Raw genomic sequence first — 19,430 nt, forward strand, 5'->3', positions numbered from 1 at the left:
ACCCTGGGGAGTAACCCCGCGGCGACCGGGTCGAGGTGGCGCATTCCTACCTGACACCCGGCCGCCCGTGGCACACCATCTGGCGCACCCTGGCGAACGGTGGCGAATAGTCGCCCGGCAATCCGCACGGGGCTACTGTCAACTCAGCCGAGAACCTGGGGGCTTGACGTGAGCGGAGAACCCAACACCCGTCTGTCGGACCTGTTCGGCCTGGCCGGCTGGTCCAAGGGCGAGCTCGCGAGGCTGGTCAACCGGCAGGCGGCGGCCATGGGCCACCCCCAGCTGGCGACCGACACCTCGCGGGTGCGGCGGTGGATCGACATGGGAGAGATCCCGCGCGATCCGGTGCCGCGGGTGCTGGCGGTTCTGTTCACCGAGCGTCTCGGCCGTGTCGTGACCATCGAGGACCTCGGTCTGGTCCGGCACGGGCGTGCGGGGAAACGGCAGGACGGCGGGATCGAGGAACATCCCGACGGAGTGCCGTGGGCGCCCGAGCGGACTGCGGCGGTCCTCACCGAATTCACGGGAATGGACCTCATGCTCAACCGACGCGGCTTGGTGGGCGCGGGCGCCGCGCTCGCCGCGGGATCCGCACTCAGCAGCGCCATGCACGACTGGCTGCACACCGACCCTGCCCTGGCTGCCGACGCACCCCACTTCACCGATCCCCTGCACGCCGACCCGGCCGGGTACGACCGTTACGAGGCCGCCCCCATCGGGTCGCAGGAGATCGAGGAACTGGAGCGCTCGGTCGAGGTGTTCCGCGCCTGGGACGCCGCCCGTGGCGGCGGGCTCCAGCGCAAGGCCGTGGTGGGCCAGCTCAACGAGGTGGGCGGCATCCTCGCCTACCACCATCCGCCCCACCTGCAACGGCGCCTGTGGGGCGTGGCCGCCAACCTCGCCGTCCTCGCGGGCTGGATGTCGCACGACGTCGGCCTGGAGCCCACGGCCCAGAAGTACTTCGTGATCGCCGCCCATGCCGCGAGAGAGGGCGGCGACCGGCCCCGGGCCGGCGAGGCACTGTCCCGGGCGGCCCGTCAGATGGTGCACCTGGGCCGGCCCGACGACGCGCTGGACCTGATGAAACTCGCCCAGTCCGGCTCCGGCGAGCAGGTACTGCCCCGCACCAGGGCGATGTTCCACACCATCGAGGCCTGGGCGCAGGCGTCCATGGGCAAGGGGCAGGCGATGCGCCGGACCCTCGGCCGGGCGGAGGACCTGTTCGTCTCCGACCGGAGCGACGTGCCGCCGCCGAGCTGGATGCAGCTGTTCAACGAGGCTGATCTGTACGGCATGCAGGCCCTGGCCTACCGCACGCTCGCGGAGTTCGAGCCGGATGCCGCCGCGCACGCCCAGCACTACGCGGACAAGGCGCTGGCACTGCGGGTCGAGGCGCAGGAGCGGTCGAAGATCTTCGACCATCTCTCCATGGCGTCCGCCTGCTTCATCGCCGACGACCCGGAGCAGGCGGCCGGGTACGCGCGCCTGGCGCTGGTGTCGATGGGGTCCAACTCCTCGCGCCGCACCTGGGACCGGCTGCGCCAGATGTACCGGCTCACCGCCGAGTACGCCGGCTACCCGAAGATCCGGGAACTGCGGGAGGAGATCGAACTGGCCCTGCCCAAGGGGAAGTCGTCCAAGTCCCGGGGAAGGGGCGGGAACACCGCTCCGGCGTAGCGGGCGACGCGCTCCCTACGGTGTCACCCGGGCGGCCAGTACGCAGATGTCGTCCCGGCGGCCGGACGCGTCGGGTCCGCCGAGCGCCTCCGCCACGAGCCGTACGCCTTCCTGCGCCGAGCCCGCCCCGCTCAGACGGGGGGCCAGGGCGAGGAGGTGACGCACGGCTGCCGGCAGGAGCCGGCCGGTGTGCAGGAGCAGCAGGTCGCCGGTCTCGAGCGTCGCCGTGGCCCGTGCGTCCAGCTCGTGCCCCGTCCCGTCGCGGAACAGCAGCGGGGCGGGGGCTCCGGCGTGCGCCCATGTCAGGGTGCGGGTGTGCGGCCGGTAACCGCAGTACACGCCGCCCTGCACGGCCGGCAGGGCGGTGGACTCCAGCAACCGGGCGAGCCGGTCCGGCAGTTCCGAGGGGCGGGCCCCTCCGGCCGCCAGACCGCGCAGGGCGCTGATCACCAGCGCCGGTGCCGGGGGGACGGAGCCGTCCGGGCCGGCGAGGCCACCGACGCTGAGCAGCGTCTCGTCGCCGGGGAGCGGGCAGGCGTCGTACCAGCCACCGCACCGGGGTGCGCCGGCGTGGGCCGGCAGGTACCCGCCGGCCAGGTCGAGGCCGGGCCGCCCCCGCTCCGGGAACCGCAGGAGGGCGTGCCAGGGCGGTGGCACGGCCTCCCGCGGCTCTACCGCGGCCCGCTGCTCGCTGGCCGCGTCCCGCGGGTGGCGGTGGAGCGAGTCACGGGTCTCGCTCACCACCCGCTGGCTGCGGCGCAGTTCGCTGACGTCCCGCAGTACCGCCCACATCGAGGCGGTACTGCCGTCGGCGTCGAGCACGGGCTCGCCCATCATGTGCACCGTCCGTACGGTGCCGTCGGGGCGCACCACGCGGAACTCCCCGTCGATGGGGCGGGCGTCGACGAGACAGCCCGTGACCATCGCGGTCAGCTTCGACCGGTCCTCGGCGAGCACCAGGGAGGGCAGTTCGTCGAGGCTGAGGGGGGTGGTGGCCGGGTCGAGACCGAGGATCCGGAAGAGTTCGCCGGACCAGTCGGCCTCGTCGGTCAGCAGGTTCCATTCGGCGCTGCCGACCCGGCTGAGCAGCGAACCGGGGGGCGGCGCGGGAGCAGGCCCGTCCCGTAACTGTCCCAGGTGCTCGTCGAGATCGCTGAGCTGGTGCAGTGCCAGGTCGTACAGGGCGCGCTGCCAGCGGCCCCGCGGATCCGCCGCGTCGTGCCGGGCGTCCCGCCGTACCGCGTCCACGTCGCCCCGGAGCCGCCGCGCCTGCGAGATCAGTGCCTCGACCGAGCCGTGCCCCGGTGGCTGGGCGGCCGGGCGGTCCGCGGAGAGATGGGACGACATGACGCACTCCGATGTGCAGACGGTACGACCTAGGCGGATCCGGGGGTGGCGGAAGGACTGTTACGACTGTTGCACAGCCCGCGACGCCCCGTAAGGGATTCGGCGACACACGATACGGTGGTGCTTCCGGCATATGCCAGCGTCTTCCCGGAGCGACTTCCGCGCACGGACGAAGTACGTCCGCGGCCGTCCAAGTCGTAGTGTTCCTACGCGACTTGGGGCTCGCCGGCACCCGGAGGGCCGTCGCCCAGGTGTTCGTCGGACGCGCGTTCTAGGACGGGATGTGCAGTGCCGGACGCGGCGCCGGTTCGACCGGGGTCCGCGCCCCCGTCTCCAGCGCCCGGACGCCGGCTTCGGCGACCACGGAGGCGGCGTATCCGTCCCAGGCGCTCGCACCCGTGACCCGCCCCTGCCGGGTGGCGTCGACCCACTCCTGCACCTCGCGGTCGTAGGCGTCCGCGAACCGCACGAGGTAGTCCTGCGGCACCTCCTCCCGGGCGCCGCCCGCCGCCGTCACCACCATGGTGTGCGCCTGCCCGATCCGGGCACTGCCCGCCTCGCAGACGGCCTCGCAGCGGACCTCGTAGCCGAAACCGCAGTTGACGAAGACCTCCACGTCGACCAGCGCGCCCCGCTCGGTCTCGAAGAGCACGAACTGCGGGTCGAGCAGACCCTCGGGCGCGCCCGAGGACGGCCGGGGCCTGAGCACGGTCACCGCGGTCAGTTCCTGCCCCAGCAGCCAGCGGGCCGCGTCGATCTCGTGCGAGACGGAGCTGTTGACCAGCATCGCGGAGGTGAAGTGCGGCGGGGACGACACATTGCGGTGCACGCAGTGCAGCATCAGCGGGCGGCCCAGCCGGCCGTCGTCCAGCAGGGACTTCAGCCGCCGGTACTCGGGGTCGTAGCGCCGCATGAAACCGATCTGCGCCAGTCTGCGGCCGAGCCTCGCCTCCGCCTCCACCACGCGCAGCGCGCCCGCGGAGTCGGGCACCATCGGCTTCTCGCACAGCACCGGCAGCCCGCGGGCGAAGGCGGCCAGCAGCGCCTCCTCGTGCGCCTCGCCGGGCGAGGCGATCAGGACGGCCTCCACGCCGGGCGCGTCCAGCGCGGCCTCGGCCTCCGTGTGCACGACCACCCCGTCGATCCCGGCCACGGCCTCCCGCGCCCGCTCGGCGTCGGGGTCCGCGACGGCGGCGACCCTGGCGCCGCTCACCAGCCTGTCGAGGCGCCGTATGTGATCGGCGCCCATGTGTCCCGCGCCCAGGACCGCCACGCCCAGAAGTCCGCTCACGCTCCGCCCGCTCCTTCCCTGTCCGCCCGCACCCGTAGGGACGGGTGCGTGTACGGCGGACAGGGTTTCATGGTCGTCAAGGCCCGAGGGGGCGACGGCGGGCGTCAGTACCGCAGCACTCCGGCGATGCCGTCCGCGTCGCCCAGCGCGCCGTCCGGCACGAACCGGACGTCGGCGCCGGTCTCCAGGCACTGCTCGACGATCTCGTCCACGATGTCCTCGCGGGCGTCGAGGTCGCCGCTCTCCGCGAGCATCAGGTGTTCGCCGTCGTCCCGCATCGTCACCCGGAAGTTCTCCTCGACGGCGAGCAGCCGGACACGCCCGGTGTGCGCGCTCTCCCACAGCTCGTCCACGCCCGCCGCGAAGTCCTTGCGCCCCCGGGCCGCCTCCAGCTCCCTGGCCACGGCCTCGACGAAGCCGCGTGCCTCGTCGTCCAGCACCGGCCGCACCGCCTGCCGCACGGCCTCGGCGCTGCCGTGGGCGAGGCCCCCGTGCGGCACGGAGACGGCGTGCGCCGCGACCGAGCCGATCTCCTCGAACAGCGACAGCGCGGCCTCCGGGCCGGTGATGTACAGCGGCCGGGGATGTGCGCGCAGCACCTTGCCCATCGCGGTGTCGGCATCGCGCAGGAAATGATGGGTCCGCTCGTCGCGGAAGGCGCTCGGCGGGCCCCCGGTCCGTTCCTGCCGCTCGGGGTCGAAGTTCTCCAGGGGCCGGTCCATGGGGAAGCCGCCGGTGCGTTCCTCGACGACCCGGTCGCCGCCGCCGTTCCACAGCGTGACGCGGTCCGCGGCGACCGAGAGCACCCAGAACGGCCGCTCGGCGGTCTGTGCGGCGACGAGGTTGCGGGTCAGGAAGGTGTCCGAGAGCACCACGCGCTCGGGCACGGAACGGGCCAGCGTCCAGACCTGGTGCTCACCGGGGGCGGCGAAGATCGCCAGACCGTCCTCGGCGTACGTGAGATCGACCTCGGCGAGGGCCCGGTCCAGCTCCCGGGCGACCTCGAGGCGCCGCTCCCGGGTGACCGCCGGATCGTCCTCGAGCTGCTTCTTGGCCTCGGCGACCACATTGCGCAGGCGGACCGGGTCCTGGGCGTTGTCCGGTTCGCGGCGGTGCGTCGGCGTCAGCACGGACACCGCCGGATAGGGGCGGGGCCGGCGTAGCTCGGCAAGGGCTGCGGGACTCAGATCGTGCTCCATGTCAGCACCATAGAGCCGTTGGGCGTATCGGGCATTCGGAGCAATTCTCCTGGGTCGGGGCGGCACCGGGCCGTGCCCCGTGCCCGCCGGTTCAGTCCTCCCCGTTCTCGGCGCCGCAGGAACTGCCGTCGGGCGGCAGGGAACCGTAGAGCAGGAAGTCGTCGACCTTGCGGTGCACGCAGCCGGAGGACGCGTAACCGGTGTGCCCCTCGCCCTTGTTGTCGAGCACCACCGCGGACGGGCCGAGCCGCTCGGCCGTCTCCACGGTCCAGCGGTACGGCGTCGCCGGGTCGCCGCGCGTGCCGACCAGCAGCATCTTCGCGGTGTCCACGTTCTTCACGTCGTCGCGTATGTAGTCGGTCCCCTTCGGGCGCCCGTAGCACATCAGCACCTGGGTGAGCCGGTACCGGCCGAAGACCGGCGAGGCGTCCTCGTACCGCTCGCGCAGCCGTCCCAGCGACCGGGCGACCTGCTCGGCGGAGGGGCGGTCCGGATCGTCCGCGCAGTTGACCGCCATCAGGGCGGCCGGGAGGTTGTCCATGGGGACGTCCTCCTCGTCGGTGAGGCCGCCGCCGGCCTCGCGGCCCTCCCCGCGGACGGGGAAGGTGACCCCGCCGGACACGAAGCCCTCCATACCGCGGGTGTCGCCGTCCTCCAGCAACTGGGCGAGGGCGCGTTCCAGCGAGGGCCACAGCTCCCGGCTGTAGAGCGCCTGCCCGACGGCGCCCACCAGGTCCTGCCCGGAGAAGTCCTCGCCGAAGGCCGACGGCACCGGATCCGCGTCGAGCGAGCCGACGAGCCGGACCACCTGGCGCCGGGCGTCCCGGGCGTCCTGGCCGAACGGGCAGGCGATGTCCTCGACGCACCAGTCCAGGAAGTTGTCCAGCGCGGTCTGCTGGCCCCGGGCGCCGGCCAGCCCCTGCTCGGCCAGCGGCTCCGTGAGCGTGTCCACACCGTCCAGGACCACCCGGCCCACCTTGTGGGGGAACTGCGCGGCGTACACCGCGCCCAGCCGGGTGCCGTAGGAGAAGCCGAGGTAGTTGAGCCGGTCGTCGCCGAGCGCCGCGCGCATCACGTCCATGTCCCGGGCGGCGTTCACCGTGCCCATGCGGGGCAGCACGGGACCCGAGTGCTTCGCGCACTCGGCTGCCGCCTCGCGCAGCTTTCGCAGCACGGCCCGCGGGTCGGCGATCTCCTCGTCCCCGTCGGTCGCCTCGATGATCCGCCCGGTGGCGGGGCCGCAGGTGACCGGCGAGGACCGCCCGACGCCGCGGGGGTCGAACGTCACCACGTCGTAGCCGTTGGTGAGGTGCATGAAGTCCTTGCCGCCGGCGGCGAGTTCGCTGACGCCGGAGCCGCCGGGCCCGCCGAAGTTCAGCAGCACCGAACCCCGGGAGTGGCCCGTCGCCCGGTACCGGGCGAGGGCGAGGTCGAGGGTTTCGCCCCGCGGGCGGCCGTAGTCGAGAGGGACGGTGACCTTCCCGCACTGGAGGTCCTTCGGCATCTCCATGCCCTCGCACGCCGACCATCTGATCTTCTGGTCGTAGAACCGGGACAGGCCGGGTGCGGTGCCCACCGCGGTCGCGGCCGGCAGCCCCGCGCCCAGCAGGGCCAGGCCGAGCGCCCCGGTGACCGCGCAGTGCCGGACCGTCGGCCGAGTCGACAGCTTGACCAGCATCGATGCCTCCCGGGGATGCCCCGTCGCGGACCGGTCGTCGGCGCCCTCGATCACCATAAACGGGCCTCGCGTCCCGCGCCTCCGGGCGTTTTCGCCGGGCGGCGCGGTCCTGTGCGGGCGTACGGACACCGTGCCGCTCGTTCGACAAACCGCCCACTCGATGGAGTGAAAGGCCGATAAGCCATAACTCGGATGGTGCGCCCGCGTTTTAACCGGTGCGGGCGAGCGCCCGCGACATTGTCTGGAAGGCAGGGAACCTCATGCGAAGGGTTACCCGAAACGGTGTGTTCGCTGTCGCCGCCTCCGGCGCGCTGGCCGTGACGATGCCGGCGTACGCGGCGTTCGCGTCCGACGGTGCGGCCGCGGTCGGCTCAGCGGCCGGTTCGCCCGGAGTCGTCTCCGGCAACACCGTCCAGGTCCCCGTGGACGTCCCGGTGAACGTGTGCGGGAACACGGTGAACGTGATCGGGCTCCTCAACCCGGCCGTGGGCAACCGCTGCGCCAACACCGGCACCGGCGGGACGGCGCACGCGAAGACGGACACCCCGTCCGGCACCTCGGGCGGCGGCGCGACCGCGGAGAGCGTGACCCAGGGCTCGCCGGGCGTGCTCTCGGGCAACGGCGTACAGCTGCCGGTCCACGCCCCGGTGAACGTCAGCGGCAACAGCGTGAACGTGGTCGGCATCGGCAATCCGGCCGTCGGCAACGAGTCGGTGAACACCTCCGGCGACCGTCCCGAGGAACCGCGGCAGCCGGTGAAGCCGGCGCCCTCGACACCCCCCGAGGAGCGCGTGCAGCCCAAGCCGTCCCCGCACACGGCCCCGCCGCGGTCCGTGGAGGCCCTCGCCCACACGGGCGCGGACACGACGCTGCCCGCCCTCGCCGGCGGCGCGGCGCTCGTCCTGGGCGGAGCGGTGCTCTACCGGCGTTTCCGTCCGGGAGCCACGGGCTGACCGGGACGGACGTCCGACCCGGTCACGCGCCGGCGGGGTGCGCCTCGGTGCCCGCCCCGCCGGGGTGACAGGGGGGACGGGCCCTCGGGCACTGCCCGCCCGTCCTCCCCGCCCGTGACACCCCCGGCGCCCGGTCGCGCCGGGGGTTTCGTGGGACGTCAGGACCGTCCCCCGTGGAACCGGCGGTGCAGCGCCCGCACCTCCTCCGCCAGTCCGGGCACCGGCCCCTCGACCGGCACGCCGGGTGCGATGTCGCCGATCGGCAGCGGCCGGACCGGCGGGGCGGGCACACCCAACTCGTCGAGCCAGGCGCCGAGCTGCTCCGACGAGGCGACGTACACGATGCGCCCGAGGCCCACCCAGGCATGCGCGGCGGCACACATCGGGCAGTGCTCGCCGGACGTGTACACCGTCGCCGCGGCCCGCTCCCCGGGAGTGAGGTGGGCGGCCGACCAGCGCGCCAGCTCGAACTCGGGGTGCCGGGTGCGGTCGCCGGACGCCACCCGGTTGTGGTCCTCGGCCAGCACCGTGCCGTCCGCGCCCACCAGAACCGATCCGAACGGCTCGTCCCCGGCCTCCAGGGCCTCGGCGGCCAGTTCCACGCAGCGGCGGAGGTGTCGCAGTTCGACGTCGTTCACGACCATGGCCCACGGCCCTCCTCGAGATGTGATCACCGAGGGGCACCCTACGTCCCGCGCGACGGCCGGCCCGGCACGGCGGGTGGCTCGCGAACCGGTGAGGACGGACGGGAGCGGCGCGCCGTGTCCGGCGCGCCGCTCGGGACCGTGCGGCCCTCCTTCCGTGTCGGGCCTCGCGGAGCTACCGCTTGTGGGAACTCCTGGCCGCGGTAGCGAGGCAGACCGTGCCCAGGGCCAGGGTCAGAGCCCCGATGACGACGTTGTTCCAGATGACGCCGGCGTCCGGATTCGTGCCGACGATCCATGGGGAGATGATCATCCACACGCCCATGGCGCACATGGCCCCACTGAGGCCGTACATGCGCTCGGGGGCCCGGGTGAACCCGAGGGCGAGCAGGCCGATCGCGATTCCGATGATCAGATTGTGGGCGACGAGCGCGGGCTGGCTGGTGGTGAAGTGGACTATCCACGGGGACACGGCACAGTACAGACCGAGCAGGAACACCGGTCCGTCCACGAGTGCCACGTCGCGACCGCCCAGCATGCGGTCGTAGCGCGCCTGCATCTCCGGTGCGTCGGGGTGGCTGCTGATGTCACTTCTATGGTGCGAGACGTGGGCCATGAGTCGTCTCCTTCGACTTGCCGGGCCGACCGCGTCGGACGCGGTGCGTCAGCTCCGTACATGCCCCATTCTGCTCTTATTTCTCCCTTATGTGTAGAGATAGGTGCCCGGTACATGTCTCCCCGGATCCGGGGCATCCGCAGGGATACGCAAGTGATCGACCGATCCGGGACGCTGGAGGTGGCGGCGGTTATGGACGCGAAGGTGTTGGAGCGGTTCCCGGCGGGGTCTCCGCGCGGGTCGTGGCCGGCGGAGGAGTACGCGGCGCGACGCCGCGCCGAGGGTGAGCCCGCCACCGTGGTGATGGACCTGGAGACGGACGCCTTCCTGGTGGTGGTCCCGGCCCGCGACGAGGACAGGGTGCCGGCCGGCGCCCGATGACCGAGCCGGCGGCGCCACCTGTGACCGGGGCCCCGCGCCGGCCCCACGCCCAGCCGTAGGATCCCGAGCCGGAGTTCGGCGAGGACGCTCACTGGTGCAACGCCGGCGCCGGTTCCTTCACCGTCTCGCGCATCGCCTTCAGGCCGTACGGCTACGTGCGCGAGATCGACGCCGCCTTCGAGCAGGACCGCAACGGCGTCACCGTGCCCGCACGCGGTGAACTCCACGCCCGGATGCCCGAGCCGCCCGCCGGACTCACCCTCCGCATGACACCGGCCCCCCTCGCCGCGGGCCCGCCGCCGGCATCCCCACTCAACCCGGCCGGAACTCGGCCGGGTTGAACTGGTCTACACCCTTGACTGGTACAGACCAAAGCGGTTGAGTATGCCTCCACACCCCCCACCACGGCCGCCCCCACGCCTGGCCGGTCCCACCGGCACGCGCGGACAGGGACCGGCTCCCCCCTGCCCTTGTCGCGGGGAGCGGCCGTGCTCCGCAAAGGAGGCAGCCCCGTGCCGAGACGCCGTATCTCCGCCCTCGTGACCGCACTCGCCCTCGCGGGTGCCGTGCCCGCCTTCCTGCCGGCCACCGAGGCGTCCGCCGCCGCGTGTTCGAGCTACCCGAACTGGACGGCGGGCAAGTCCTACAACGCCGGCGACATCGTCCGCTACACCGACGGCAAGGCCTACATCGCCGAGCACGCCAACCCGGGCTACGACCCGGTCATCAGCACCTGGTACTGGGAGCCGTACGGCTGCGACGGCGGCTCGCAGACGCCGGTCGGCAACTTCGTGGTCAGCGAGGCCCAGTTCAACCAGATGTTCCCGGGGCGGAGTTCCTTCTACACCTACAGCGGCCTCACCGCCGCGCTCGCCGCCTACCCGGGCTTCGCCAACACCGGAAGTGACACGACGAAGAAGCAGGAGGCCGCCGCCTTCCTCGCCAACGTCAGCCACGAGACCGGCGGCCTGGTGCACGTCGTCGAGCAGAACACCGCCAACTACCCCCACTACTGCGACTGGAACCAGCCCTACGGCTGCCCGGCCGGCCAGGCCGCCTACTACGGGCGCGGACCGATCCAGCTCAGCTGGAACTTCAACTACAAGGCCGCGGGCGACGCGCTCGGCATCGACCTGCTGGGCAACCCCTGGCTGGTGCAGAACGACGCGGCGGTCGCCTGGAAGACCGGCCTGTGGTACTGGAACACCCAGTCCGGACCGGGCACCATGACCCCGCACAACGCCATGGTCAACGGGGCCGGATTCGGCCAGACCATCCGCTCCATCAACGGCTCCCTGGAGTGCGACGGGAAGAACCCCGCCCAGGTCCAGAGCCGGGTCTCCACCTACCAGCGGTTCAGCCAGATCCTCGGTGTCTCCCCGGGCGGCAACCTGTACTGCTGAGCCCCGCCGGGCGTGTGCGAGACTCCGCCGATGACCTCGGAAACGATCACCGCGGAGACCGCGGGCACCTGGAACCTCGGCGACCTGCCCGTCAACCGCGTCGGCTTCGGCGCGATGCGGCTGACGGGCAGCGCCGCCTTCCACCTCGGCACGCCGAGCGACCGCGCGCGGTCCCTCGCCGTCCTGCGCCGGGCGGTCGAACTCGGCGTCAACCACATCGACACCGCCGCCTTCTACTTCTCGTCGCTGCGCTCCGCCAACGAACTGATCAACAGCGCGCTGGCGCCGTACCCCGACGACCTCGTGATCGTCACCAAGGTCGGCCCGTACCGCGACTGGTCGGGGGAGTGGGGCACCTCCGCCCGCCCCGAGGACCTGCGCGCCCACGTCGAGGAGAACCTGCGCCAGCTCGGCCGCGACCACCTCGACGTCGTCAACCTGCGCCGCATGCGGCAGGACTCGATCGCCGAACACTTCGGCGCCCTCGCCGAGCTGCGTGAGGCCGGCCTGATCCGCCACCTCGGCCTCTCCGACGTCGAGCCCCGCCACCTCGCCGAGGCCCAGGCCATCGCGCCCGTGGTCTGCGTCCAGAACCGCTACGGCCTCGGCTTCCACGACCCCGCGACCGACGAACTCCTCACCCTGTGCCGGCAACAGGGCATCGCCTTCGTGCCGTTCTACGCCATCGCCGGCGAGGCGGGGCCCAGGGGCGCCGGCACCGCCCACGAGGACGAGGTCCGCGCCGTCGCCCGGGCCCACGGGGCGAGCCCCGCCCAGGTCAGGATCGCCTGGACCCTGCACCAGGGGCCGAACGTGCTCGCCATCCCCGGCACCGGCGACCCCGGCCACCTCGCCGAGAACGTGGCGGCGGGCGCCCTGCGGCTCGACGACGACGAACTCGCGCGGCTCGACGGCGCACGGACGGGCTGACGCGCCTACACGGTCCAGACACCGTCCCGCATGAGGTGCCGTCCCCTCAGCTCGCGCGTCCCGTGCCAGGCCTGCACCGCGAGCGGACGCACCCGGAACCATGCGTACGGCGCACCGTCCCCGCGGGGGTCCCAGCCGGTCTTCGCGGTGAACGCCTCGGCCGCCGAAGGTGCCTCCGGCAGAGCGAAGGTCTCCACCTCGCCGTCGATCAGCACGACGTCCCGGGTGTCCCCGAACGCCAGCCGGGCCCGGCCGCCGTCCCGCAGGTTGCGGCCGGTCGGGTTGGTGAGCCGCGTGCAGAGCCAGACCGACTCCCGGTGCCACACGAACCACAACGGGACCGCGCACGGCAGACCCCCGGCGTCCGCCGTGGCCACCCAGATGTCCGACTCCCGCTCCAGGCGGTCGAGTACGTCGTGCCTTCGGCGGCCGGGTTCGCGCGGCGGTGCGGTGCTCCTCATGGTCACGACCGTAGGGTGCGGGCCGGGCCCGCACCTCGGGCCCGGGGCGGTGCTCGGCCTCGGGCCCGAGACGTAGGACCGGAGACTGGCGTCCGCTGAGTTTTACGTATAACCTCTCCGGTCAATCGCCTGTCCCGGAAGGTCCCGATGCCGCGTATCGCCCTGGTCACCCTCGTCGTCGACGACTACGACGAGGCGATCCGCTTCTACACCGGGGCCCTCGGGTTCCGCCTCGCCGAGGACACCCCCCGGCCCGACGGCTCCCGCTGGGTGGTCGTCGAACCCGGCGCCCCCGGGCAGGGCACCGCTCTGCTGCTGGCCCGCGCCAAGGGCGAGGTCCAGCGCGCCCGGATCGGCGACCAGACGGGCGGGCGCGTCGGCTTCTTCCTGTACACCGACGACTTCGCCCGCGACCACGCCCGGATGGCCGCCGCCGGCGTGACCTTCCTGGAGGATCCCCGGCACGAGCCCTACGGCTCGGTCGCCGTCTTCCAGGACCTGTACGGCAACCGCTGGGACCTGCTCCAGCCCGCCGTCTGACCCGACCCGCACTCCCCGCACCGACCCGCCGAGGAATCGCCGCACATGTCATCTACGCGCATAGACAACGACACCGTCCGCCGCCTGCCGAAGGCGGTGCTGCACGACCACCTCGACGGCGGCCTGCGCCCCGCGACCGTGGTGGAACTGGCCGCCACCGTCGGCCACACCCTGCCCACCACCGACCCCGACGAGCTGGCCGCCTGGTACTACGAGGCCGCCAACTCCGGTGACCTGGTGCGCTACATCGCCACCTTCGAGCACACCCTCGCCGTGATGCAGAACCGCGAGGGCCTGCTGCGCACCGCCGAGGAGTACGTCCTCGACCTCGCCGCCGACGGCGTCGTCTACGGCGAGGTCCGCTACGCCCCCGAGCTCATGACGAACGGCGGCCTGAGCCTCGCCGAGGTCGTGGAGACCGTCCAGGAGGGCCTGGCCGCCGGCATGGCGAAGGCCGCGGCGGCGGGCACGCCGGTACGCGTCGGGACCCTGCTGTGCGGCATGCGGATGTTCGACCGCACCCGGGCGACCGCCGACCTCGCGGTCGCGTTCCGGGACGCGGGCGTCGTCGGCTTCGACATCGCCGGCGCCGAGGACGGCTTCCCGCCCGCCGACCACCTCGACGCCTTCGAGCACCTGCGCCGCGAGAACGTGCCGTTCACCATCCACGCCGGTGAGGCCCACGGGCTGCCCAGCATCCACCAGGCCCTCCAGGTGTGCGGCGCCCAGCGCATCGGTCACGGCGTCCGCATCACCGACGACATCCCCGACCTCGCGGCCGGCAAGCTCGGCCGCCTCGCCGCCTGGGTCCGCGACCGCCGCGTCGCGCTGGAGATGTGCCCGACCTCCAACCTCCAGACCGGCGCCGCCACCTCCATCGCCGAGCACCCGATCACGGCGCTCAAGGACCTCGGCTTCCGCGTCACCCTCAACACCGACAACCGCCTGGTCTCGGGCACGACGATGACCCGTGAGATGTCCCTCCTCGTCGAGCACGCGGGCTGGACGGCCGAGGACCTGCGCACGGTCACCGTGAACGCCCTCAAGAGCGCCTTCATCCCCTTCGACGAGCGCAGGGCCCTGATCGAGGACGTCGTCCTGCCGGGTTACGAGGCCGCGCTCCGGACGAGTCCGCGCGCGTAGGCGGCCTGTCCGACGTGCTGGAGGTCGTCGGACAGGACGCTGACCAGGCGCACGCCCAGCGTGACCGGCGGATCCCAGTTGTCGTCCACGACCCGCTCCAGGTCCTTGGCGGACAGGGAACGCAGGGCGCCGAGCGTCTGTTCGTGCACGGCGTCGTGGTAGCCGGTCAGCAGGCTCGCCGAGTCGACCCGCACCTCGGCGACCTGCGCGGAGCTGTGTCCGTACCCGGTGTCGTGGCGGGGCAGATTCAGCCCGAAGCGCTTCTCCCAGTCCTGGGTCAGCCACACCTGGTCGAGCCCGAAGGCGTCCGCGATGTGGTCGTCCTGCACCCGGGTGAGGTGCCAGACCAGCCAGGCGACGGAGTTCGCGTCGGGAGCGGGACGGGCGTTCAGGCCGTCGGGGTCCAGGCCCTCGACGGCGGCGTGGACTTCTTCCTGGATGCGGCCGTAGCCCTCGATGAGGATGTCCTTCGCAAGCATGGGTCCACCATCGCTCAGTCCGCCCTCACGCGCTCCCCGTTTCCAGCAGCCCCATCAGTGCCCGGGCCGCGGGACTGGTGGCCTGCGGGGGCGGCAGCAGGGCGATCGTCTCGTACGCCGTGTCGTCGGAGTCCGCGAACGGCAGCGAGGTGAGGGAGGCCCGCTTGTGCCGGAAGTGGCGCGGCACCACCGCGATGCCGAGATTCTCGTCGAGCAGGTCGAGCAGCCCGTGCACGTCGTTCACCTCCAGCGCGACGGTCCGCCGTACGCCCGCCGCGGCGAAGGCCGTGTCGGTGACGCGGCGCGGGCCCCAGTCCGGGTGGAAGTCGACGAAGACCTCTTCGGCGAGATCGCGCGGGGCCAGCGCCGCACCGTTCCCCGCGAGGCGGTGGCCGGGATGGCACAGGACGGTCATCGGCTCGCCGGCCAGCGAGACGGACCGCAGCTGTTCCGTGTCCGCCTGCGTGCGGTAGGCGAAGGCCAGGTCGAGCCGCCCGGCCGCGACCTCCTCCGCCAGCTCGCCCGAGCCCGCCTGCCGCAGCCGGATCTCCACGTCCGGATGCCGGCGCCGGAACGCGGCCAGCAGCCCCGCCACCGGCACCCCGGCGATGCACTGCTCGGTGCCCAGCGACAGCGTGCCGCGCAGCACGCCCTGCACCGCGGCGACCGCCTCGTGGGCCGACCGCACCTGTGCCAGGATGCGCTGTGCCTCGTCCAGCAGCGCCCGCCCCGCCTCCGTCAGCGTCACCCTGCGGGTCGTGCGCACGAACAGCGGTGCCCGCAGCTCCCGCTCCAGCGCCCGGATCGACGCCGACAGGCCGGACTGGGACACCAGCAGCCGTTCGGCCGCGCGGGTGAAGTGCTGGTCCTCGGCGACCGCCACGAAGTGCTGGAGATGGCGTAGTTCCATGATTGAGAAGCCTAGCCGCTGAATACCATCGGATTCTTCTGTTGGACCACTGCCCGCAGGTCACGGAAGAGTGGGGCGCGGTTCCGCCCAAGCCCCGTACCTCGGGGGCCAACCCCTCTGGAGTCGCGTTGTACACCGCACACCCCGACCGCTACGCGGAGATGCCCTACCGGCGCACCGGACGCAGCGGCCTGAAGCTCCCCGCGCTCTCGCTCGGCCTGTGGCACAACTTCGGCCCCGACCGCCCCGTCGAGACCCAGCGCGCCATCCTGCGCCGCGCCTTCGACCTCGGTGTCACCCACTTCGACCTCGCCAACAACTACGGCCCGCCGCCCGGCTCCGCCGAGTCCGCGCTCGGCGAGGCCCTGGAGGCCGACTTCGCGCCGTACCGCGACGAGCTGGTCATCTCCACCAAGGCCGGCTATCTGATGTGGCCCGGCCCGTACGGCGAGTGGGGCTCGCGCAAGTACCTGCTGTCCTCCCTCGACCAGAGCCTGACCCGCATGGGCCTGGACCACGTCGACATCTTCTACTCGCACCGCCCCGACCCGGAGACTCCCCTGGAGGAGACGATGGGCGCGCTGCACACGGCGGTCCAGCAGGGCAAGGCGCTCTACGTCGGCGTCTCCAACTACTCGCCGGAGCAGACCCGCGAGGCCGCCCGCATCCTCGCCGACCTGGGCACTCCGCTGCTGATCCACCAGCCGCGCTACTCGATGCTCGACCGGCGCCCGGAGAGCAGCGGTCTGCTGGACACCCTGGACGAGCTGAAGGTCGGCTCCATCGCGTACTCCCCGCTGGAACAGGGCCTGCTCACCGGCCGCTACCTCGACGGCATCCCCGAGGACTCGCGCGCCGCGAGCGACAGCCCCTTCCTGAACTCCGACGCGGTCACCGGGGAACTGGTCGCCAAGCTGCGGGCCCTGGACGAGATCGCCAAGTCCCGCGGCCAGTCCCTGGCCCAGATGGCCCTGGCCTGGGTCCTGCGCGAGGGACGGGTGACCTCGGCCCTCGTCGGCGCGAGCAGCCCGCGGCAGCTCGAGGACAGCGTCTCGGCCATCGGGAACCTCGACTTCGACGCCGGCGAGCTGTCCCGGATCGACGCCGTCGTCACCCGCTAGAGCGGCCCTGCGACACGGTCACGCCTCGAGCCTCTCGGCCAGGCGGACCGTGACCGTGTCGCCCTCCTCCTTGCCGATGGCACGGCGGACGTCCGCCTTCACGGGCAGTTTGTGGGTGCCGTCGCCCAGCGCCATGAAGGAGCTGCGGAAGGCGTGCCCGTCGATCGTGCCCCGGACCTTGACCGGGCCGCGGGTGCCGAAGAACTCGGCGGACCGCGGCCAGACCAGGTACGTCCACCCGCCCTTGGCGGGGCTCTTGCGCAGGACCGCGGTGAACTCCTCGTCCAGCGCCTGGTTCGTGGTCATCGTTCCTCCGCTCCCGGGGCCCGGCGGCCCGTCTCCTCGGCAGACTCCCGGGAGCCGTGGAACTCATCGCCGGCGGTCCGGCGTCACGCCCCCGCGGGCACCCGGTCCAGGAAGCCGTACACGGCCCGGATCCGGCCCTCCTCGTCCAGGGTGATCACGTCGGACCCGGCCACGGGCGCCGAGCCGTCGGCCTCGTTCACCAGCTCCCAGGAGAAGCGGGCCGTGTCGTGGTGACCGTCGACGGCACCGGACAGCCGGAAGACGAACCCCGGGAACTGCTCGTGCGCCGCGGTGATCACCGCGGCGATCTGCTCGTGGCCGCGGACGTCGGCGAGCGGGTCGGTGTAGCCGCCGTCCGCGGTCCAGGCCGCGGCGACCGCCTTGTCCCGCGCCTCCGCCCCGGCGTTCCAGGCCTCGAAGTAGCGGGCGACGGCATCCTCGTGACGGTGGGTGGGTGCGGACATGTCGATCAGCCTCCATCGAGGTGGTACGTACTGGTCGGGGACCGGGTCCGGTCTCGGCGACCCGGTAGCGCAACCCTGCCCGCACCGGGCCGGAGCCGTCGATTACCTCCGGGGTCATGACGGTGGCTGCGGCCGGTCGTCACGTTTCGGCCAACCAGTGCCGTGAATATGCCAGGAGACTGGCCGGAAATTCATGGTGACAGTGGTTCAGCAGTGAACATACTCACCCTTAGGGCGACTCACACCACGCGACAGTGCCCTCACGCACCGCACACGAGCCGCCCGGACGTCATGCCCGACCGGCAGGCGAGCCGGGCGACGGGGGAGGGGAGCAGTGCACGACGAGTTCCTGTGCCATGTCACCGCCTACGGGGTCTGCGACGGCCGGCGTGTCGGCGTCCCCCTGGGGACCTACCGGGCTCCCACCCTCGCCCTCGCCCTGTGGTGGCTGCGTGACCGCGCGTCCTGGATGGCCGAGCGCCTCGATCCGCAGCCCGACTCCCCTCACTTACCGCGCGGCGCCCTGACCCCGGTCGCCGACGACGCTCCCGACGTGCCGCGCGTCCTGCGCCACTGGTGCGCGGACGTCGTCCAGCAGGAACTGGTCGCCGACGAGCTGGCCGCGGGGCGCCTGGTGCGCATCGCCACCAGCGACGACACCACCGAGTACGAGCTGCTGGCCGAGTCCGTCGACGCGCTGCGCATGCAGCGGGCCGCTCCGCCGCTGGTCGTCCCCGTCGCCTGAGTCCGTACGGCCGCCGCTGTCGGCCCGGACGTGGCGCGGACGGCTGGATCCGAGCGGCGTCGCTCACGTACCGCCCGCCCGGAGGCCGGCCTGCCCGGGGCCGTCGTGCTCGGGGGCCGGTTTGAGCGACGGCAGGGTCACGTGCCACCAGTCGGAGAGGCGGCCGGTGAGGGCGCCCGGTCCCTCCAGTGCCTCGGTGAGGGCGCAGAAGCCGAAGAAGGCGCGGACCAGGGTGCGGGCGGTGGGGGCCGGGCGGATGTGCGCGGCGAGCTGACCACTGTTCCGGGCCTGGCAGAGCAGACGTGTGGCGGCGGTCGTCCAGAGGGCGAAGGGGTCGGGCAGACGCACGTTGATGGTGTCGCGCTCCGCCCACAACCGGGCACCCGCGCGGGTCAGGGGGTCCTCGGAGAGGGCCCGGGCGATCTCGTAGCTCAGGGCGACGAGGCGTTCGAGCGGTGGCACGGACAGGTCGCCGTACCGCGCGGCGAGGCCGGGCCAGGTGGCGAAGCCGTCCCGGACGACGGCGAGGGCGATGCCCTCCTTGCTGGCGTAGTGGAAGTACACGGAGCCGCTGGTCCGCCCGGACCGGGCGCTTATGTCGTTGACGCTGGTCCCCGCGTATCCCTGCTGGGCGAAGAGGCAGGCGGCCGCCTCCAGGAGCGATCTGCGGGTTGCTCTGGCCCGTTCTTGCAAGATCTCGCGCACCTCGGCTCGTCGTTGATGAACGACGGAAAATGTAGTGCGCCCGCGTACGCCTGGAGCAATCGGGCGTCAACTGCGCGCGGTTATTGCTTTTTTCTTTCGAAGATGAACGCGCGCGAGTGGCGACTGGCCTTTTGGGTGCTGCTCGCGCGCTCCACCGATCAAGGCAGTCGCGGCCCGCCGACGGGCGGTTCCCTTCCTGCGGCCGGTCTCAACTCCGCTGCGCGGAAGCGGCAGTGACGGTGCGTCAGCAATTGCCGCGCACGTATCGCGCCCGATGCCCGTATACACCCCGGACGCCCTGGGGTCGAGCACTCGAAGTAGTGATTGCGCTGCCTTTCCGGACCGAAATAACGTAGCCGTCGCAATGTTTTCCTTTTGCGGCTGATGTCCCGAAATGCTGATCGTTCCCGCCGGTGGAACCGACGAGGGAACGGTGA

At 72.5% G+C, this 19,430-nt stretch carries 21 protein-coding genes; 9 read left to right on the forward strand and 12 right to left on the reverse strand.

Annotated elements, in window-relative coordinates; genetic code table 11:
- The first annotated feature begins 168 nt into the window (after positions 1 to 168).
- Positions 169 to 1,677: a hypothetical protein gene (locus ACFWJB_RS19175; RefSeq protein WP_386923529.1), complete on the forward strand. Its 1,509-nt coding sequence runs from the start codon at positions 169 to 171 to the stop codon at positions 1,675 to 1,677.
- Positions 1,678 to 1,692: 15 nt separating this feature from the next.
- Here ACFWJB_RS19175 and ACFWJB_RS19180 read toward each other — a convergent pair whose 3' ends face one another.
- The 4 genes from ACFWJB_RS19180 to ACFWJB_RS19195 all read right to left on the reverse strand — a co-directional run bounded on the left by ACFWJB_RS19180 (position 1,693) and on the right by ACFWJB_RS19195 (position 7,192).
- Positions 1,693 to 3,024, reverse strand: a complete 1,332-nt coding sequence (locus ACFWJB_RS19180; RefSeq protein ID WP_386923531.1) for a SpoIIE family protein phosphatase — start codon at positions 3,022 to 3,024, stop codon at positions 1,693 to 1,695.
- 271 nt (positions 3,025 to 3,295) lie between these two features.
- Positions 3,296 to 4,315: a Gfo/Idh/MocA family protein gene (locus ACFWJB_RS19185; protein ID WP_386923533.1), complete on the reverse strand. Its 1,020-nt coding sequence runs from the start codon at positions 4,313 to 4,315 to the stop codon at positions 3,296 to 3,298.
- A 104-nt stretch (positions 4,316 to 4,419) separates the two neighbouring features.
- A complete protein-coding gene (locus ACFWJB_RS19190) occupies positions 4,420 to 5,514 on the reverse strand; it encodes a chemotaxis protein (RefSeq protein WP_386923535.1) in 1,095 nt (364 codons plus the stop codon).
- Positions 5,515 to 5,605: 91 nt separating this feature from the next.
- Entirely contained in the window at positions 5,606 to 7,192 is a 1,587-nt protein-coding gene (locus ACFWJB_RS19195; RefSeq protein WP_386923537.1) for an alpha/beta hydrolase, read from the reverse strand.
- A gap of 260 nt (positions 7,193 to 7,452) precedes the next feature.
- Here ACFWJB_RS19195 and ACFWJB_RS19200 point away from each other — a divergent pair, with 260 nt between their 5' ends.
- Positions 7,453 to 8,145, forward strand: coding sequence for a chaplin family protein (locus ACFWJB_RS19200; protein WP_386923539.1), 693 nt, complete (start codon positions 7,453 to 7,455; stop codon positions 8,143 to 8,145).
- A 158-nt stretch (positions 8,146 to 8,303) separates the two neighbouring features.
- On the opposite strand, the gene ACFWJB_RS19205 is transcribed toward ACFWJB_RS19200, so the two are convergent.
- Both ACFWJB_RS19205 and ACFWJB_RS19210 read right to left on the reverse strand, forming a co-directional pair.
- The gene (locus ACFWJB_RS19205; RefSeq protein WP_385470859.1) at positions 8,304 to 8,789 is read right to left on the reverse strand and encodes a nucleoside deaminase; all 486 of its coding nucleotides are present in this window, start codon (positions 8,787 to 8,789) and stop codon (positions 8,304 to 8,306) included.
- 175 nt (positions 8,790 to 8,964) lie between these two features.
- Entirely contained in the window at positions 8,965 to 9,405 is a 441-nt protein-coding gene (locus ACFWJB_RS19210) for an SPW repeat protein (RefSeq protein ID WP_385470857.1), read from the reverse strand.
- Positions 9,406 to 9,597: 192 nt separating this feature from the next.
- Between ACFWJB_RS19210 and ACFWJB_RS19215 the strand changes: the two genes are divergently transcribed.
- The 3 genes from ACFWJB_RS19215 (at position 9,598) to ACFWJB_RS19225 (ending at position 12,119) form a co-directional block, all read left to right on the forward strand.
- Positions 9,598 to 9,786 carry a hypothetical protein gene (locus tag ACFWJB_RS19215; RefSeq protein ID WP_385470863.1) on the forward strand — a complete coding sequence of 63 codons (189 nt, stop codon included), beginning with the start codon at positions 9,598 to 9,600 and terminating at the stop codon, positions 9,784 to 9,786.
- Between the two features lie 512 nt (positions 9,787 to 10,298).
- Positions 10,299 to 11,189 (forward strand): glycoside hydrolase family 19 protein, encoded by an 891-nt coding sequence (locus tag ACFWJB_RS19220; RefSeq protein ID WP_385470855.1) that lies wholly within the window; start codon positions 10,299 to 10,301, stop codon positions 11,187 to 11,189.
- Positions 11,190 to 11,219: 30 nt separating this feature from the next.
- Positions 11,220 to 12,119 carry an oxidoreductase gene (locus ACFWJB_RS19225; protein WP_386923541.1) on the forward strand — a complete coding sequence of 300 codons (900 nt, stop codon included), beginning with the start codon at positions 11,220 to 11,222 and terminating at the stop codon, positions 12,117 to 12,119.
- Between the two features lie 5 nt (positions 12,120 to 12,124).
- On the opposite strand, the gene ACFWJB_RS19230 is transcribed toward ACFWJB_RS19225, so the two are convergent.
- The gene (locus ACFWJB_RS19230; RefSeq protein WP_385470851.1) at positions 12,125 to 12,580 is read right to left on the reverse strand and encodes a pyridoxamine 5'-phosphate oxidase family protein; all 456 of its coding nucleotides are present in this window, start codon (positions 12,578 to 12,580) and stop codon (positions 12,125 to 12,127) included.
- Between the two features lie 147 nt (positions 12,581 to 12,727).
- Between ACFWJB_RS19230 and ACFWJB_RS19235 the strand changes: the two genes are divergently transcribed.
- Both ACFWJB_RS19235 and ACFWJB_RS19240 read left to right on the forward strand, forming a co-directional pair.
- On the forward strand, positions 12,728 to 13,120 hold the full coding sequence (locus ACFWJB_RS19235; protein WP_385470849.1) for a VOC family protein: 393 nt from the start codon (positions 12,728 to 12,730) through the stop codon (positions 13,118 to 13,120).
- Positions 13,121 to 13,165: 45 nt separating this feature from the next.
- Positions 13,166 to 14,263, forward strand: coding sequence for an adenosine deaminase (locus ACFWJB_RS19240; RefSeq protein WP_386923544.1), 1,098 nt, complete (start codon positions 13,166 to 13,168; stop codon positions 14,261 to 14,263).
- On the opposite strand, the gene ACFWJB_RS19245 is transcribed toward ACFWJB_RS19240, so the two are convergent.
- Together ACFWJB_RS19245 and ACFWJB_RS19250 are read right to left on the reverse strand one after the other, a co-directional pair.
- The gene (locus ACFWJB_RS19245; RefSeq protein WP_386923546.1) at positions 14,227 to 14,742 is read right to left on the reverse strand and encodes a DinB family protein; all 516 of its coding nucleotides are present in this window, start codon (positions 14,740 to 14,742) and stop codon (positions 14,227 to 14,229) included. The genes ACFWJB_RS19240 and ACFWJB_RS19245 overlap by 37 nt on opposite strands.
- A 25-nt stretch (positions 14,743 to 14,767) precedes the next feature.
- Positions 14,768 to 15,652: a LysR substrate-binding domain-containing protein gene (locus tag ACFWJB_RS19250; RefSeq protein ID WP_385470843.1), complete on the reverse strand. Its 885-nt coding sequence runs from the start codon at positions 15,650 to 15,652 to the stop codon at positions 14,768 to 14,770.
- Between the two features lie 128 nt (positions 15,653 to 15,780).
- On the opposite strand from ACFWJB_RS19250, the gene mgrA reads away from it, so the two are divergent.
- Complete coding sequence (gene mgrA, locus ACFWJB_RS19255; protein WP_386923548.1) at positions 15,781 to 16,773, forward strand: L-glyceraldehyde 3-phosphate reductase; 993 nt, start codon at positions 15,781 to 15,783, stop codon at positions 16,771 to 16,773.
- 18 nt (positions 16,774 to 16,791) lie between these two features.
- Here the strand turns inward: mgrA and ACFWJB_RS19260 are convergent, their stop codons facing one another.
- Together ACFWJB_RS19260 and ACFWJB_RS19265 are read right to left on the reverse strand one after the other, a co-directional pair.
- Positions 16,792 to 17,079 (reverse strand): DUF1905 domain-containing protein, encoded by a 288-nt coding sequence (locus tag ACFWJB_RS19260; RefSeq protein WP_385470839.1) that lies wholly within the window; start codon positions 17,077 to 17,079, stop codon positions 16,792 to 16,794.
- 83 nt (positions 17,080 to 17,162) lie between these two features.
- Entirely contained in the window at positions 17,163 to 17,543 is a 381-nt protein-coding gene (locus ACFWJB_RS19265; RefSeq protein ID WP_385470838.1) for a nuclear transport factor 2 family protein, read from the reverse strand.
- 334 nt (positions 17,544 to 17,877) lie between these two features.
- Here ACFWJB_RS19265 and ACFWJB_RS19270 point away from each other — a divergent pair, with 334 nt between their 5' ends.
- Complete coding sequence (locus ACFWJB_RS19270) at positions 17,878 to 18,288, forward strand: hypothetical protein (RefSeq protein ID WP_385470836.1); 411 nt, start codon at positions 17,878 to 17,880, stop codon at positions 18,286 to 18,288.
- A gap of 63 nt (positions 18,289 to 18,351) precedes the next feature.
- Here the strand turns inward: ACFWJB_RS19270 and ACFWJB_RS19275 are convergent, their stop codons facing one another.
- Complete coding sequence (locus ACFWJB_RS19275; RefSeq protein WP_385470834.1) at positions 18,352 to 18,993, reverse strand: ScbR family autoregulator-binding transcription factor; 642 nt, start codon at positions 18,991 to 18,993, stop codon at positions 18,352 to 18,354.
- Between the last annotated feature and the right edge of the window lie 437 nt (positions 18,994 to 19,430).

The sequence above is a fragment of the Streptomyces sp. NPDC127100 genome, from assembly GCF_042724095.1.
GTDB lineage: Bacteria > Actinomycetota > Actinomycetes > Streptomycetales > Streptomycetaceae > Streptomyces.